Raw genomic sequence first — 14822 nt, 5'->3', positions numbered from 1 at the left:
TTCATTTCTTCACAAATTGTGTGTTAGCAAACTCAAACCCAATCGTTAAATCATCCTTTAAAACGAGCATGGCACTGAACTTTTTCTTCTCTTTCGCTTTTGGCTTAAAGCCTTTTATGAGACTTGTTTTCCCTTTTGTACACAAATCCTTAACCTGTTTTTCGGTAATCGTCTTACCAAGTAATTTCCCTGGAAAAGTTTGTTTGCAACCATTAGCATGTTCCGAGCATCTATAATAGGAACGACTTACACTGATCATTCCTTTTTTACACCGTGGACAAGTAGCAATCGGTTTCTGACTCACACTCTTAACTCCATCAATACTCTGCTGGATAGGTGCAGCATTCAATTGTCCAGGTACTTCTTCAATCAATTTATTGAGAAACTTTGCGATACTTCCTAAAAAAGCTTGAGGTGTCCCATTTCCGTTTCCAATCTTCTTCAAATAGGTTTCCCACTTAGCAGTCATAGATGGACTGGACAAGAGGTTTCCTTCTATGGACTGACATAGGATCTTTCCTTTTTCCGTAATATGAACAATGTTCTTTTTCACTTCAATGTATTGATGCTTTTTAATGGTTTCAATGATTCCACTTCGTGTTGCCTCAGTACCTAAGCCTTCTACTTCTTTCAAAATTTCCATTTCTTCTTCATTCTCGACCGACTTACCACACGTTTTCATCATCGAGATGAGTTGACCTTCTGTATAAGGTTTCGGAGGGGTAGTCATACCTTCCTTCATTTTGACCATACTCTTCACTTCTTCCCCTTTTTCAAGTTTAGGAAGAGCTTGTACTGCGTTTTCATCTTTCTTAGCATTTGGGTTTTCTTTGTCTCTTGAACCATAGGTAAATAGTTCTTTCCATCCTTTGTTGATCTCTGTTTTTCCTACTGATTCAAAGTCCAAACCGTTCACGCTCGTTGTTACTTTTGTCTCTTCGTACACGTAATCGTCATGAAACATCGCAAGCGTCGTATTTAAAACTTCAAAGTAAATGTTCTTTTCTTCTATCGATAACCCTTGAATCTTCGCACGAGTCGGAACCTTTTTTGTTGGAATGATCGCATAGTGTTCTTGAACCTTTGATCCGTCTACATATCTTTTACTAGGTCGTTTAGAAACTGCAGCAAACCGATTCTCTATAAGATCTTGATAAGACTCAAGGTTCGCTGATAGATAGGCAAACTCATTTTCGGTAATGTATTGGGTATCTGTTCTTGGATACGATAGGATTTTCTTATCGTACAATTTTTGAACCGTATCCAAAACCTTCTTCGGACTGTATTTCCATCTTCTGTTCGCTGTTGCCTGCAACGTCGAGAGCGCATGCAACTTCGGAGATTTGATTCGCATTTCCTTTTTGGAAACAGCTTTTATGATTCCGGTATCTTTGCCGGTAATCTTATGCTTGTCTAGCAGCTGTTGAACCTCTTCTTGTTTTTCACTTTTAATTTTCGCTTTGCCTTTATACTTTCCGTTTGCGGCTGTAAAGTTCCCTTCAATCTCATAAAAAGGTTTTGCCACAAAATTCTCGATCTCAAGGTGTCTCTGATAGATCAAGTATGTTGTTGGCGACTGCACCCTGCCAATGCTCAAGCTGTCCGTAAATCCCTTCTGCTGTAAAAGTAACGTATAAAGGCGACTTCCGTTCATGCCAACGAGCCAATCAGAGATCTGGCGCGTTTTGGCTTCAGAATAAAGCAGCAGATCTTTCTCGTTATCATGAAGATTAGAAAACCCTTTACGAACCTCATCCACTTCTAGAGAGTTAATCCACAGTCGTTTGATGGTTTTGCCTCTCACACCTGTCATGTGGTAAATGGAATAAAAAATGTTCGAACCCTCACGATCCACATCACATCCGTTAATAATGATGTCCGCTTCTTTAAATAAACGTTTTACCGCATTAAACTGTTCATACTTTCCCGTTGCGACCTTAAATTCATATCGTTCAGGTAAGATCGGTAGAGAAGACAAGCGCCACGTTCCCCACTCAGATTTATATTCTTTAGGTTGTTTCAGTTCAACCAAATGCCCAATACCCCATGTAATGGTCGCGCCACTTGGAAAGATGCTGCATGGATTTAATTCAATAAAAGTTTTATCTTTCTTTTTTATTGTAAAGGCATCTGAATAAGCCTTAGCTTGTGATGGTTTTTCTGCTAAAATGACGATTTTACTCATAGGATTTCACCTTTTACTAATAAATTTTATTATTAGAAAAAGAAAATAAGGGAAGCGATACACCACCCTTACTTTCTTTTCCTAATATGCGAGCTATATATGAAAGCATTTATTTGTACGATCCATTGTGTCCGTTTGGGTACTGAATGGTCAATGAATCTATTAACCATTCTCTACTTTCATCATCTAATGTAGGTAAGACATTCTCTAAATCCAGAATATCTTTTTCCCGAATCAACGAACTTCCACCTTTATATAAAAGCTGAATTTCTGGTCTTATGTATGGAACTCCTTCAGAAGTTGTCAATCCAAAATCCGTTAGCTTTCTTCTTATTGTATCATTTCGTTTGTAAATCCAATAATCATTCTCTGAATCTATGATCATCACTTGAAAAGCCCAACTAGACTCTCCCTTTTTCTTAAACCATAAATTATCAAAAAGAGAATCTAGATTTTCGTTCATTGGCGAGGGTACTAAATTTCCTTTGAATGCTTTATACCCATCCCATTCACTTGCTAAATATTTCTGTAGAAGTAGGTGTTGATTTCTTAAAATGACAACATCGATATCATCATGTTCTCGGGTTATTCTATTCTAATATAAATCCAATGCCCATCCACCAGCAATCCACCATTGTATAGGAATCGGGCTGAATATTTCTTGGATCTTATCAACCGAAAGTGGTTTCCAGGGTTCTTTAATTTCGCTCATTTTAACCTCAATTTTTCTTATTATTTTCATACATTGATTTCAATTTAATATATGACCCTATTAACAAAATGGTAATCAGAGCACTTTCGAAAGCTTTTACTAAAAATAGAAAAATTAGACGTCCGAAGTCTTCAATTTCAGATAATCCAAAGTATTGAAGTTCTTTTCTGAATAAAACTTCATTTATAACCATCAAGATCATGACAATCGGGAATAGATACCAATAGTATTTCTTAAAACTCTCTGGTAGTGAGAACTCCATACTATTCCTCCAATTAATATCTGCAATAAACAAAATTAACAGATGATTACCTTTCTGTTAACTGCTAAATAATTTCTGTTTCAAATCTAAATAATGAGTTGAATTAGTATGAACATTGCTCTTTGAAAAACCATTAGACGTATAAAAATTGTCAGCTAGTTCGGTATCAGTATGAAGCACTATAATACGATAATGCAATTTCGCTTCACAAATAACCCTGTTTAACAATAAGCGCCCAACACCTTTTTCCCTATATGTTTTGCTAATATAAAACCTTCTCAACCTCCCTATCTTCCCTTGATTTGAGTAAGGGTCTTTGTTAAGCCCGCAAATACCAATGAGTTCACTGTTTTGAGTAAATGCGCCGAATAATGCTTCCCCTTCATTAGTGAAAGTATTTGAACCATTTTTATAATCATTTACTAACCTTTCTACAAAGCGAAATCCTTCTTCTTTGCTCTGAATGAGTAAGCGGGTTATATCATGGTTTAATAGATTATCTATGTTTCTGATTTCGAATTCTTCCATATGAACCTCTTCACATTATACGTATTTAGTTATTAATTCGCTCTGTTTATCAAGTGTGCTTGTATCCTTTTCATAAACATTCGCAAGATATTCAGAATTTAAAAAAGCTGCAACCATTAATGAAACACCTAACCAAGTGGATATTTGCTTCACAGATAATCCAAGTTTAATAAAGCCCCACAAAGTGATTCCAACTATTCCTCCAGCCAATAAAGAACCTTGCCAGATAGACCAATGCTCTGGAATAAATTATACCCTAAGCATGATTAAGGTAAATGTGATAGGAGTTTGCAACCTCACTATTCATCTTTCTTTCACAAGCTTTTATATTGAGTTTTTTTTGTTTTCTTTCTTACATGTTTTCAACCTTACTAGTCGCAAAAATCCCTGCCAACAGCGTTATCAATCCAATGACAAAGAAAGCAGGTAATAATAACATCATCATACCCACAGCGGCAAACCCATCACCAACTGCTGCACCAACTGGAATAGAAATGAGGAAAGTTAAGAACGGATTAAAACCCACCATAATGAAAGAACCCCATACGATGAGTTTTCTTTTTGTTGTTTTACCTTTAGTAAGACTTATTGCCGATAATGCTAAAACGACTAAAATTCCTGTAGCTATTACAAATGCCAACTTCATCACCTACCTTTTCATATCTATGAAGATATTCTCCGTGGATGTATGGAGCTCTTAAGTGATTAAACAAATAAAGCCATAAGGATTAAATCTTGATATCGGCCATCCATTTTGACAGCTCTTGCTTTTCTTCCTTCTATTACAAAGTTCAGTGATTTATATAAGTGTATGGCACTGTGGTTGTCTTCCATGACCTCTAGACAAACCTTTTCAATCGTTTCATTGTTTCTTGCCCAAGAAATCAGTGTTTCTACCAGTGCTCTTCCAACACCTAGATTTCGATATTGGGGTAACACGGTCATCGCAAATGAACCTTGATGTGCGACTTTTTCTTTGTTTCCGTTTTTAAAATCAATCACACCAGCAATCTCATTTTCATATTCAGCCACGAGTTTGAGATGATTCGGGTTTGTGGAGTAATAGTTCAACTCGCTTTTTATATCTTCAAGACTTAACTTTTCAATGTCTTCGACGGTACTTAACATATAAGGAGCATCTACCAATGCTTTTGGAGCAGCCATTTCTATCATTTCAGCATCATGTATGGAAGCCTTCCTTACTGTTACTTTTCTTCTATCTTTAGTGTTATAGGTATAACAATCAGTTGATAACATATGAGTTTTCCCTTCCCAATGTTTGGTTTAATTTTCAACTACGATTTCTCCTTCATCTTTTGGAACTTCAAAACCATTAAGATAAGAAGCCAATCGTTCTTCTGAAATCGGAAAAGAATTAGCATCAAAGCGTTTGTTTCGCAACTTTAGCCGCTTTCGCAACTCATCCGGCTGAACCTTTAAATAGATCAACATCCATTTACCTCCAGCTTCTTCAATTAGCTTTTTATATTCGATCCTTCTTGATTGATCCCAAAAGCTAAAATCGATGACTACTTGTTTTTTATCGTGTATTAACTGAATGAGCAGCTGACGTAATTTATTTTCTGCTTCTCTTCTGTATTCCTCGAATTTATCCATAGGAAAGTCAATGCCCCAACGACCATGGGTAGCCCATATTTCTTCATCAATTGAAAGACGAACAAAACCCTTCTTCTCTAACTGTTGTGAAAAAGTAGTTTTCCCGGAACCGGCTACGCCACACATCATCACGACTAATGGTGTTAGCGAATTTTGTTCATCGTAAATGGTATCAAAACTAAATTTATCAAACATATCCTGATCCCCTCATATGTTAGACATGAGTATATGCTTTAATTCTAACTCTACATCTCGAATCCCTTCTTCCTCCATTTGCTCATAAAGAAAAGTGCGCTTCTAATTTTTAAAAGTGCACTTCGTGAGTAGTAATTCTGTATTATTTATATGTTGTGTAAGTCGGTTGGCTGTATGTGCATCTTCCTTAACCATTCATTCTATTGCTTTCCACTCGTATAGAAGATCAGGCAAATTTTCTTCATTCTCATTTCCTCTTCCAATAACCTTAAACCCATTTTTTTCATAGAAATGTTGTGCTTTCTTGTTCACTTCAAATGTGTGTAAAGTTAGCCTTCCGGTAGAGTGTTCCTTTGCTCGTTGAAGCAATGTTTTACCAATCCCTAATTGTTGATAATCATTATGTACATACAGCTGGCTTATTTCTGATTGATGATAAGCAATCATCCCAGCAACCTTTTCATTAACGAGCGCTAACTCAACGATGAATTCTTTTATTAAGATGTTATTCAGAAAATAGATATGACTTTCAAAACTATGAATCTCATTTACGCCGATGGCTTTGAATTTACTGTCGCGCCACATTTTAACGGTTTTTTCTGCGAATTCAGGTATATAAGGTATGATTTTAACTTGTTTATTCTCCAATTATCTCTTTCCCTTTCAATCAGAAATTTCCTTATATATTTTCACCGTAATTCCTTGCTTCTTAGCATATTCATTTATCGTTTTCGTGAAGGTATGTTTTGATATGGAAAATGCATTATGAATTTCGCGTTTTTTGTTTATCTCAAATTCTTCAAATATGAGAAAGTTACGTAAATCCATTTTCTTAATGATAAACTGATTGCATTCATACTCACCACGTCTAATATTACTAGAAAGTATAAATGACATAATTCCATCATAATAATCTTGATCGGAAATTTCTGTTTCCAAAAAAAGTTGCACGATTTCTTTCATACTATAACCTCTGCTCATTTTCTAAATAGTCATTAGAGTTTCTCCGTTACCCAATCAATTAAGTTTAATGTGCTTTATTAGCCTTAACTATTTCACAAACTACGTTTAAAGGGTTATATATCGAATGAAGCGAATAAGTAACTTTACAAGCTTTTATACTAAAGGAGAAAACAATGAAATTCCTTACTTCAATAAAAGAGTTTATAGATCAGAACTATCAAACGCCAAAAGGGTTGGTTGGTACTTATATTGTAGAAAAGATGGTCAGACAACACAAACCTGAAACAGAGTGGACTATAGGTTTATTAGAACTGCAAGATCAAGATCATGTCTTAGAGCTTGGTTGTGGTGCAGGCTATGCGATACAAATGATAACTGATAGATATCTTGTACAGAAAATTGTCGGTATCGATCTTTCTGCAACCGCCATAAGGTCGGCAACCGGTCGAAACAAAAAGACAATGAACAATGGGAGAACTAAACTGATTCAAGCGGATTTTAAAGACCTTCCGTTTCCTGACAAGATGTTCAACAAGGTGTACAGTATTCAAACCATCTATTTTTGGAATGATATTAATACAATTGTTTCCGAAATTTATAGAGTTCTTATGCCAGGTGGAATGGTCATTATTACTTTTTCAAATGGTAAGGAAAATGAAACGTGGGAAGGTGTAAAGAATCTCTCAGAAAATCAAGTAATGCCATTCATGATGGATACTGGATTTCAGGATGTTTCGTTAGTAAGAGGTCCTGATTCTAGGGGTTTTCATACAGTGTCTATTAAAGGGACAAAGAAATGACATACTCGTGCAAAAGTTAATACCAGAGTATTTTCTAACAAGTTTTATGGAATTTTTTTTGTGTAAAACAAAAAAACAGCCTTATAGGCTGCCATTCGTTATTTCTTTTGTGAAGGTGTAGAAATTAATTGAGATATGTAACCATTTAAGTCAAAGTCCTTGTTCCCAGCATATTCAGTCAAGTTTACAGTTGTCGTTAGCATTTTAGTTCCTCCTAAAATGAGTTTATTGTTATTAGTATTATTACCAAACTCGTAAACTATTAAACCCATTCTAGTCATTTTTTTTATAATTTGCTCAAGGGGATACTCAAACTCCCATCATTGCATTAAGTTAATGGACAACTTACAATTTGCGCTCCTGCTTTTGGACGTCTAACTAATTCACCGTTACAATTCATGCAAACATGATTCATTTCCGACGTGCATGTTTCGCAGTACGTACATTCATGAACACATATGTATGCATCCGACTGATCATGAAGCTCAACTGAACATTTTTCACATTTCTTTCTCATCTCTAACATATCGTTTTTAACCCCTTTTTGTTGTATTTACTCGCTACATATATTATATTTTTTCCAGAAATGCTTTTACATGGAATAATTACGCTGTTTCCAATGATTTTCATTAAAACTCTCGGAAAAAGATGAATTATACCTGAATATTTAAAGTCAAGGGGAAAAAGATGGACGAAATTGATAAAGAGATCCTTTTACACTTGCAGCAAGATGCTCGCATATCAATAACGGCATTAGGAAAGAAAATTGGTCTTTCAAATCCTGCCGTTCATGAACGTGTAAAGAAGCTTGAGGATAAACAAATTATTGAAGGTTATAAGGCGATTATTAATCCTGAAAAAATGAATAAACCGATTATGGCGTTTATTCTTTACGACAATACAAAATGTAAGCCTTTTGTTGAATTCTGCAAAGACCATCCTGATGTGATTGAATGCCACCGCTTAGCTGGACAATATAACTATCTCATTAAAATAGTCACCCATTCCGTACAATCGTTAGAATGTTTCATTGATGATTCAATGAAATTCGGACAACCGTCTACATTAATGAGACTTTCATCACCCGTATTGGATAAATCTTTAATCTAAATTGAATATAAGCATAAGAAAAGACCGAATCTAAAGGTTACAAAACAAACCTTTGATCGGCCTTTTCTTTTTCTTAAAGTGGTGAAAATATACTGTAATTACACTACCATCTTAAAGGTAGTTAAAAGAATTCCTATCAAAAATCCGCAGATCGCCCCGTTTACCCTAATCCATTGCAGATCTTTCCCTACATTATTCTCAATAATGTTTATCAATGTCTCATTATCCAATTTTTCAAGGTTTTCTTTGACCAGTTGTCCGATCTTAGCATGATACTTCTCAACCATGAGTGATAGTTGGTTTTGAATCCAGCCTTCTATTTTCATCATTCTGCTTGAATCTTCTTTAAGCGCTTGAATTTGGTTCCTGATCATTGTGATTATATGACGCTTTATCCATTCTTCATCTTGAGCTAGTCGAATAAATTTTTTCTTCGTTTTTTCGATCAGTGAACTTAGCTGGTCAGTCGGACTCCACTGTTCTACCATACTATTCTTCCACTCGCCAAGTTCTGCTATTAGTTCTCTTCTCTCATTCACATTTTTTAGCTCACTGTGAATTTTATCAAGCATCGCTGTTCGATATGAATTATTTGGCTCTTGAAGAAGCACAATTCTTTTAAGAAAGAAGGGCTGTAACATGTTTCCTAACTTCTCTGCATTGATCATTTGACTAAAAGATTGAATAGCCATCTTCATGAAGCCGTCTGCCTTCGTATTGTCTAATAATTGTTTAGCAAAGATTCCAATTTTGTTCTTTGTATCTTCTTTTCTTAACCATTTTTCAGTTTCAACTAAAACATAGTCCAATGCTTTTGCATCCAGTTCCCTTTTAAGTACTTCGTTCACCATTTTATCTAGAACAGGCTCAATATTTACACCCTGTAAATAGTTTTTTAACTCTTTTTCTAAAACGGGTGAAAGCTTTTCAGATTCAATTTCGTTTATGAGATGAATAACCAAAGACTGTACCCCTTTATGAAAGGAAGGTGATTCCAACCTTTGCTCTAATTCGTGTACTGCCTTTTCTGATATATTCATATCTTTTATTTTATTTTGGATACTCTCTTTCGTTAACCAATCGTTTTCAAGCATATTAATGATCGCTTTAAGCATCCGATCACGATTTTTAGGAAGTAGCGCGGTGTGCGGTATTGGAAGACCAAGAGGATGACGGAAGAGTGCCGTAACGGCAAACCAATCTGCCAAGCCTCCTACTAAACCTGCTTCAAATCCTCCTTGAAGAACTTGGCCAGCAATAGAATCCTGAAAGGGAAAGGTAGCAAGAAAACCTCCACCCATGATTCCTAGTGATATTTTCGCATAATATTTAGATTTGTTATCTTTCATTTTCAATTGTACATCCCTCAGATTTTACAAGTTATTATGATTACTATTATAAATCATGTGTATTCAAATATAAAAACGATAAACTATTCTAAAGTTTGAGATTCTGTATGTTTTGAAGTGCTCTAGGTGGAGGACCTTGGTAAACTCTTTCGTACACTTGAGCTGCACATTCTTCTGATGTGAGTATTGAGGTATCAACTTCTAAATCATACAGACCAGGTTCATGAACAAGCTGCTGCCAAAGTGCTACAGGTGTTGGAACCTTGCCATCAGGTGTATAACCCTTTTTCCAACTCTCAATCCCACGCTTCATCACCGTGTCAATCGGACAGCGAACACCGATTAGCCATGCTGGCGTACCATTAAGAATTTGAGCCACTTGTTGTAGAAATTTACGCTTTACAGAGTACCCATCATGATGCCCTATATCCACAACCACATTCAAGCCTTCAAGACTGAATGCTACAATAGATTTGTACATGGCAAGGTACAGTTTCTGAATGAGGGGCTCTAAATCTGGCCGCTCGCCACCTGGCCTTAAACCTATGCTTGGTTGAAACTTCTCTGGTGTCATATCCATGATACGATCCACCCCGATATTCATCCATACTCCTTCAAAACTGTTTTGAATGACAGAGGCGATGCTGGATTTACCTGATCGGGGTGTACCATTTAAGATGATTACTTTCCCCTGCAATTCTGTTTGATCCATACAAAATCTCCTTTTTTAGCTCACTTTAAAACAAAGTTGTTAGAGATTGATAATTTAATTTATCCTGTTGAAGTTTCATTAAACTTTTATCAAGGTGTTGAAGAATTAAGGTTTTTAATTTTTCCTTTTCTCCGTTTTCAATGTAAAGAATCATCTGCTCGTGCTCAAGAATGTCGAGTTCTTCGTTACTCGATTTGCCATTAAAAACATCATAAAGAACCATGTAGATGGTTATCTGACTCAAAATCTTTTTCATAAATTCAATTAAATATCTGTTAGCACTGGCATTTGCTAAAACAAGATGAAACTCATTATTTTTCTCTTGGTAAGGGACGATCTTACGTTCCTTATAAGCCATCTTCATTTCATTAAGAAGTTGTTTAAGTTGTTTGATGTCATCCTCAGCAAGATGTGTGAACCCTTTTTGAATCGCCATTTCCTCTAGCGATTTTCTCATTTCAAAGGCTTGAACCATCTCTTCGATCGTCGGCTGAACGATGAATGCCCCTTTATTAGGAATAACATTAACTAATCCTTCTGATTCCAGCTTCATAATTGCACTTCGAATTGGCGTCCTGCTCGCATTGACCTTCTCTGCGATCGCATTTTCAAATAACTGGTTCCCAGGCGCAATCTGTCTGTTTAAGATGGCGTTTTTAATTAGATGATAAACTCTTTGTTCAACTGTTTCTTTACGCATTTTTAAATACCTGCCTAACCGTCCTTTTCCCTTATTCTAACACAGATGATTATTAAACGAACAAAATTGTAGAACAATCTTGTTCGAAGGAGTTCTCTATGATATATTAGCCTAGGTATTCAGGTTGAACGGAGTGATAATATGAACCACACAGGAAAAGAAATTACATTAATCATTATAGGATCCCTATTCTTTGCTTTAGGGGTAAATTGGTTTGCCATCCCAAACGAACTAGGTGAAGGCGGCGTTACCGGTATTTCGATGACCCTGTATTATGTATTAGGATGGTCACCGGGACTTACAAACTTTATCATGAACGGTTTCCTTTTAGCTATCGGGTATAAAGTGTTAAACAAACGAGTAACGTGGTATACGATGATTGCTATCTTCTTTACCTCCCTTTTCATTCATTTAACAGAAGGTATGGGGAATCCTGTAGATATCATGCTCGGAACCGTATTTGCAGGTGTTTTTATCGGTATCGGTTTAGGGCTCGTTTTACGATCAGGTGGTACAACTGGCGGCTCTACCATTATTGCTCGAATGTTGAATCAGCATTTTGGCTGGGGTGTTAGTACGACAATGTTTGTTTTTGATATTCTGGTCGTTATTGGTTCCGCATTTGTTATTGGGATCGAAAATACGATGTACACAGGAATATCCATTTACATTAGTACGAAAATTTTGGATTACTTGATTGATGGCTTTGACACAAGAAAAGCGGTCACGATTATTTCTAATAGCACAGACGAAATCGCTAAAAAAGTAAGCGATGAGATGGATCGAGGCGTTACCATTATTAATGCAAGAGGTCATTATTCAAACGAAGCAAAAGACATCCTTTACGTTGTAATCAACAAACAAGAGCTATTTTTGTTAAAGAAAATGATCCAACGCGTAGATGATAAAGCGTTTGTTGTGGTCCATGATGTAAGAGATGTGTTTGGAGAAGGATTTACATTTCCAAAGACATAAGATTAACTATAAAAAAGCTTGTAGACACTGATTAGTATCTACAAGCTTTTTTTATTAATAAACCCTCTATTCTTACTCTACACCTTCAGCCTGCTTTTGCAGTAATGAAGCTCCCCAGATATCATCTCCTTGTCGTGAGAATGAAACTTGAAATTCTCCAGTATAAAAGGTTAAAAACTGACGGTCTGTGCTTTTTTCCGCAGGCTGCTGATCCATAATCTTCATGATGTTATCCCGATTTGTATTTAACTCGATGTTTATAGTGTTCACTATTTTCTCTTGGGAGATGCCAACTTTCACTTCATATCCTTCATATAGATATGATTGAATGGTTAATCCATCTTCAAAGGTTTTGGATGACACTGGTTCTCCAGTCTTACTTTCATCTGAAGGCTTTCCTACTACGAATGGAAATGGCTCTATTTTTCCTTTTTCAAAAGAAGATACCAATTCGGAGTCCAAAGTTACAAGGTTTTTCTCTTCTTTCTCTGCCGGTTTTTCTTTATCCCCTTCTTCCTTTTTTACAACTTCATTTGTCACTGGAACACTAATCGGCGCTAACTCTTCATGAAATTTATTGATAACAATTGCGTTTAGTATGAAAAAAAGAATAACAACAGCTATAGAAGATCCTATTTTCACCTTTTCAAATTTGTTACTCAAATAAATGTGACTAGTAGATGTTTTCAATCCTTTTAACATAAACTGAGCAGCAATCAAACACAAGCAGAAGAATAACACTGGTATTAGTATTAAATATGGACGGATTAGAATTTGGTTGTAATATGCGCCAATCATGCCTGACCATTCGTTAGAGATTGAAGTGGGAATAAAATCTTGAACACCAAGCGTATATTCTCTTAAGACAGTTCCTCCGAAGAACATCTTCAACATGCCAAGATGAGAAAAGAGTATTAATACAAACATTAATTGCGATATAAAAATGTAGGTTAATTTAGGGGTAAGGTGTGGTCGTATGTGTTTAAAGAATACATGAAATCGATTTCCCCCTAATACTTTGGCACCTGTGATGAATTCTTGCTTGTTGATCTCTCCAATTTCCGCAGAGAACATAACAGAGGTAACCGGAACTGCCAAAATAGTCATGATGATGATTTGGAAGAGTCCTTTATCCCAAAACGACAACGAGCTCGATACGGAAATAGGATAGAGAATAAAAAAACAAAGAAGCGCGACGGGAACATATTGAAGAGCTTCCGATAACCCAATAAATCCATTTCTAATGCGGTTCGGAGACAAATAAAGTATAAATCCACCAATATACGAAATCATTAATCTCAACAAACTAATTAACAAAGCAAGACCAAGTGTATATTTTGCTCCTGCAATAATTCGATAGAACGTGTCAAAGCCAAACTGATCAGTTCCGAACCAAAAACGTTGTGAAGGATCAAAGGATGCTTTATCAATTAGTGTACTACCATCATCCCCATAAATTACTTCTGTTTGTGGCACAACACCATCGAATTGAAAATGATGATAAAAACTTAAGAAGAGCATTGTTGCTAAAAAACAAAATCCAACTGCAAATAGGGGGTCTTTCATTGGTTTTAAAGTCTTTTTTATAAACGAAACTGCTTTTTTGTAAAGTAAAATTCCTTTTTTCATGATTAATGACTTAGAAATTGTGTTTGGTGTATTCTCTTGTTTCTCTACATCAATTTTTCCTGATATCCATTCCCCAACACTGATAAAGGTGAATAATGGTAAAAAAATCAGAATGCAAAATAAAGAAAAAAGAACAGGCGTACCATACGTAAAGATAAAGTTTGTAATTCCAAAAATATTAAACAACAATTCCACGACTAATAGATTAGATACCATGAACCAAATAATTACTTTTGATTGAAAAAACAAACTCTTAAACGCTCGTGGAAGAATGTGATGGATGAGGATATGTACTCTTGTTAACCCTTTTCCTTTTACGGTTAATATGTAGTTCTCTTCCCATTCTTGCTCAATGTGATACAAAATGGTCCTAAACATAATCACTAGAGGTAAGATGGTTAAACATAAAATCGGTATGAAGTATGGCTGTTCAAGAGATGATGATGCGACAGGAAATAGGAGTGTATTCATTTGTTTAAAGTACCAGATAACAAAAAACTGAATGGCTACTCCTACCATCACATCTGGAATAGATTCAAAAACAAATAAGATAGATTTAACGGTTTTGTATAACGTTTGAGGAAGCAATGAAACGATAAAACTAAGTATTACAGAAACAACTAATGCTATAAAAAACGCTGAAAATAATAGTGTCATTGAGTATAAATATGGGTCCCAAAGATATGGAAAAATCAAACGTTCCGTAGCTTCTACTATATAAGTCATTTCTAATGGTTGTAATAAGTTTTTGAAAATAGTATTTAGGCCTTCTACATATTTAGTAAATTGAAATGAAGTTCCAACAAATGCAAATGGAATAGCACTGATAAAAATTATGCCCAACAAGGATAAGAAACCTTTAACAAAAAAAGAACGTAACATTATCTCACCTTTCTTATTTGTTTTATGTACATTATTACAAATACATTCGTAATAAACAAACGGCAAACGAACACCATATACAACCTTATTTTCAAAATATAACCATTTTAATTATATCATTATCTAGTGGCCATGAGCAGACTAAAACTTCTGTTTCTTTTTCAATATTGTTCTAGACTTGTGAAAAGAAGTGTATATGTGGG

18 protein-coding genes are annotated in these 14822 nt (G+C 35.5%); 3 read left to right on the top strand and 15 right to left on the bottom strand.

The window, feature by feature from the left end:
• Position 1: 1 nt before the first annotated feature.
• From ACOZ9X_RS06805 to ACOZ9X_RS06760, 10 genes are all read right to left on the bottom strand, one after another.
• Positions 2 to 2185, bottom strand: a complete 2184-nt coding sequence (locus ACOZ9X_RS06805) for a DNA topoisomerase 3 (protein WP_423417505.1) — start codon at positions 2183 to 2185, stop codon at positions 2 to 4.
• Between the two features lie 109 nt (positions 2186 to 2294).
• On the bottom strand, positions 2295 to 2648 hold the full coding sequence (locus ACOZ9X_RS06800; protein WP_423417504.1) for a hypothetical protein: 354 nt from the start codon (positions 2646 to 2648) through the stop codon (positions 2295 to 2297).
• Positions 2649 to 2904: 256 nt separating this feature from the next.
• Entirely contained in the window at positions 2905 to 3159 is a 255-nt protein-coding gene (locus ACOZ9X_RS06795) for a hypothetical protein (RefSeq protein WP_423417503.1), read from the bottom strand.
• A gap of 57 nt (positions 3160 to 3216) precedes the next feature.
• Complete coding sequence (locus tag ACOZ9X_RS06790; RefSeq protein ID WP_423417502.1) at positions 3217 to 3687, bottom strand: GNAT family N-acetyltransferase; 471 nt, start codon at positions 3685 to 3687, stop codon at positions 3217 to 3219.
• 15 nt (positions 3688 to 3702) lie between these two features.
• Positions 3703 to 3897, bottom strand: coding sequence for a hypothetical protein (locus ACOZ9X_RS06785; protein ID WP_423417501.1), 195 nt, complete (start codon positions 3895 to 3897; stop codon positions 3703 to 3705).
• A gap of 142 nt (positions 3898 to 4039) precedes the next feature.
• Positions 4040 to 4327 carry a hypothetical protein gene (locus ACOZ9X_RS06780; protein ID WP_423417500.1) on the bottom strand — a complete coding sequence of 96 codons (288 nt, stop codon included), beginning with the start codon at positions 4325 to 4327 and terminating at the stop codon, positions 4040 to 4042.
• A 65-nt stretch (positions 4328 to 4392) separates the two neighbouring features.
• The gene (locus ACOZ9X_RS06775; protein WP_423417499.1) at positions 4393 to 4944 is read right to left on the bottom strand and encodes a GNAT family N-acetyltransferase; all 552 of its coding nucleotides are present in this window, start codon (positions 4942 to 4944) and stop codon (positions 4393 to 4395) included.
• A gap of 27 nt (positions 4945 to 4971) precedes the next feature.
• Positions 4972 to 5499: an AAA family ATPase gene (locus ACOZ9X_RS06770; RefSeq protein WP_423417498.1), complete on the bottom strand. Its 528-nt coding sequence runs from the start codon at positions 5497 to 5499 to the stop codon at positions 4972 to 4974.
• Positions 5500 to 5694: 195 nt separating this feature from the next.
• On the bottom strand, positions 5695 to 6147 hold the full coding sequence (locus tag ACOZ9X_RS06765; protein ID WP_423417497.1) for a GNAT family N-acetyltransferase: 453 nt from the start codon (positions 6145 to 6147) through the stop codon (positions 5695 to 5697).
• 15 nt (positions 6148 to 6162) lie between these two features.
• A complete protein-coding gene (locus ACOZ9X_RS06760) occupies positions 6163 to 6462 on the bottom strand; it encodes a hypothetical protein (protein ID WP_423417496.1) in 300 nt (99 codons plus the stop codon).
• 173 nt (positions 6463 to 6635) lie between these two features.
• Between ACOZ9X_RS06760 and ACOZ9X_RS06755 the strand changes: the two genes are divergently transcribed.
• Positions 6636 to 7262, top strand: coding sequence for a class I SAM-dependent methyltransferase (locus ACOZ9X_RS06755; RefSeq protein WP_423417495.1), 627 nt, complete (start codon positions 6636 to 6638; stop codon positions 7260 to 7262).
• Positions 7263 to 7590: 328 nt separating this feature from the next.
• Here ACOZ9X_RS06755 and ACOZ9X_RS06750 read toward each other — a convergent pair whose 3' ends face one another.
• A complete protein-coding gene (locus tag ACOZ9X_RS06750; RefSeq protein WP_423418238.1) occupies positions 7591 to 7779 on the bottom strand; it encodes a DUF1272 domain-containing protein in 189 nt (62 codons plus the stop codon).
• A 170-nt stretch (positions 7780 to 7949) separates the two neighbouring features.
• Here ACOZ9X_RS06750 and ACOZ9X_RS06745 point away from each other — a divergent pair, with 170 nt between their 5' ends.
• Complete coding sequence (locus ACOZ9X_RS06745; RefSeq protein WP_423417494.1) at positions 7950 to 8372, top strand: Lrp/AsnC family transcriptional regulator; 423 nt, start codon at positions 7950 to 7952, stop codon at positions 8370 to 8372.
• 98 nt (positions 8373 to 8470) lie between these two features.
• On the opposite strand, the gene ACOZ9X_RS06740 is transcribed toward ACOZ9X_RS06745, so the two are convergent.
• From ACOZ9X_RS06740 to ACOZ9X_RS06730, 3 genes are all read right to left on the bottom strand, one after another.
• The gene (locus tag ACOZ9X_RS06740) at positions 8471 to 9721 is read right to left on the bottom strand and encodes a DUF445 domain-containing protein (RefSeq protein ID WP_423417493.1); all 1251 of its coding nucleotides are present in this window, start codon (positions 9719 to 9721) and stop codon (positions 8471 to 8473) included.
• 88 nt (positions 9722 to 9809) lie between these two features.
• A complete protein-coding gene (locus tag ACOZ9X_RS06735) occupies positions 9810 to 10433 on the bottom strand; it encodes a chloramphenicol phosphotransferase CPT family protein (protein ID WP_423417492.1) in 624 nt (207 codons plus the stop codon).
• Between the two features lie 25 nt (positions 10434 to 10458).
• Positions 10459 to 11133, bottom strand: coding sequence for a GntR family transcriptional regulator (locus ACOZ9X_RS06730; protein ID WP_423417491.1), 675 nt, complete (start codon positions 11131 to 11133; stop codon positions 10459 to 10461).
• A 141-nt stretch (positions 11134 to 11274) separates the two neighbouring features.
• Between ACOZ9X_RS06730 and ACOZ9X_RS06725 the strand changes: the two genes are divergently transcribed.
• Positions 11275 to 12108: a YitT family protein gene (locus ACOZ9X_RS06725; protein WP_423417490.1), complete on the top strand. Its 834-nt coding sequence runs from the start codon at positions 11275 to 11277 to the stop codon at positions 12106 to 12108.
• Between the two features lie 72 nt (positions 12109 to 12180).
• On the opposite strand, the gene ACOZ9X_RS06720 is transcribed toward ACOZ9X_RS06725, so the two are convergent.
• A complete protein-coding gene (locus ACOZ9X_RS06720) occupies positions 12181 to 14619 on the bottom strand; it encodes an ABC transporter permease subunit (protein WP_423417489.1) in 2439 nt (812 codons plus the stop codon).
• Positions 14620 to 14822: the final 203 nt, after the last annotated feature.

This window comes from Fictibacillus nanhaiensis, from assembly GCF_049537595.1.
Lineage (GTDB): Bacteria > Bacillota > Bacilli > Bacillales > Fictibacillaceae > Fictibacillus > Fictibacillus nanhaiensis_F.
The sequence above is the reverse complement of the archived record's forward strand: the minus strand, read 5'-3'. Positions and strand labels throughout refer to the sequence as shown.

Coding starts and splice junctions, on each gene's coding strand:
- ACOZ9X_RS06755 (WP_423417495.1), top strand. CDS start 6,636: ATGAAATTCCTTACTTCAATAAAAGAGTTTATAGATCAGAACTATCAA.
- ACOZ9X_RS06750 (WP_423418238.1), bottom strand. CDS start 7,779: ATGAGAAAGAAATGTGAAAAATGTTCAGTTGAGCTTCATGATCAGTCG.
- ACOZ9X_RS06770 (WP_423417498.1), bottom strand. CDS start 5,499: ATGTTTGATAAATTTAGTTTTGATACCATTTACGATGAACAAAATTCG.
- ACOZ9X_RS06760 (WP_423417496.1), bottom strand. CDS start 6,462: ATGAAAGAAATCGTGCAACTTTTTTTGGAAACAGAAATTTCCGATCAA.
- ACOZ9X_RS06790 (WP_423417502.1), bottom strand. CDS start 3,687: ATGGAAGAATTCGAAATCAGAAACATAGATAATCTATTAAACCATGAT.
- ACOZ9X_RS06730 (WP_423417491.1), bottom strand. CDS start 11,133: ATGCGTAAAGAAACAGTTGAACAAAGAGTTTATCATCTAATTAAAAAC.
- ACOZ9X_RS06725 (WP_423417490.1), top strand. CDS start 11,275: ATGAACCACACAGGAAAAGAAATTACATTAATCATTATAGGATCCCTA.
- ACOZ9X_RS06775 (WP_423417499.1), bottom strand. CDS start 4,944: ATGTTATCAACTGATTGTTATACCTATAACACTAAAGATAGAAGAAAA.
- ACOZ9X_RS06735 (WP_423417492.1), bottom strand. CDS start 10,433: ATGGATCAAACAGAATTGCAGGGGAAAGTAATCATCTTAAATGGTACA.
- ACOZ9X_RS06720 (WP_423417489.1), bottom strand. CDS start 14,619: ATGTTACGTTCTTTTTTTGTTAAAGGTTTCTTATCCTTGTTGGGCATA.
- ACOZ9X_RS06795 (WP_423417503.1), bottom strand. CDS start 3,159: ATGGAGTTCTCACTACCAGAGAGTTTTAAGAAATACTATTGGTATCTA.
- ACOZ9X_RS06800 (WP_423417504.1), bottom strand. CDS start 2,648: ATGAACGAAAATCTAGATTCTCTTTTTGATAATTTATGGTTTAAGAAA.
- ACOZ9X_RS06805 (WP_423417505.1), bottom strand. CDS start 2,185: ATGAGTAAAATCGTCATTTTAGCAGAAAAACCATCACAAGCTAAGGCT.
- ACOZ9X_RS06745 (WP_423417494.1), top strand. CDS start 7,950: ATGGACGAAATTGATAAAGAGATCCTTTTACACTTGCAGCAAGATGCT.
- ACOZ9X_RS06740 (WP_423417493.1), bottom strand. CDS start 9,721: ATGAAAGATAACAAATCTAAATATTATGCGAAAATATCACTAGGAATC.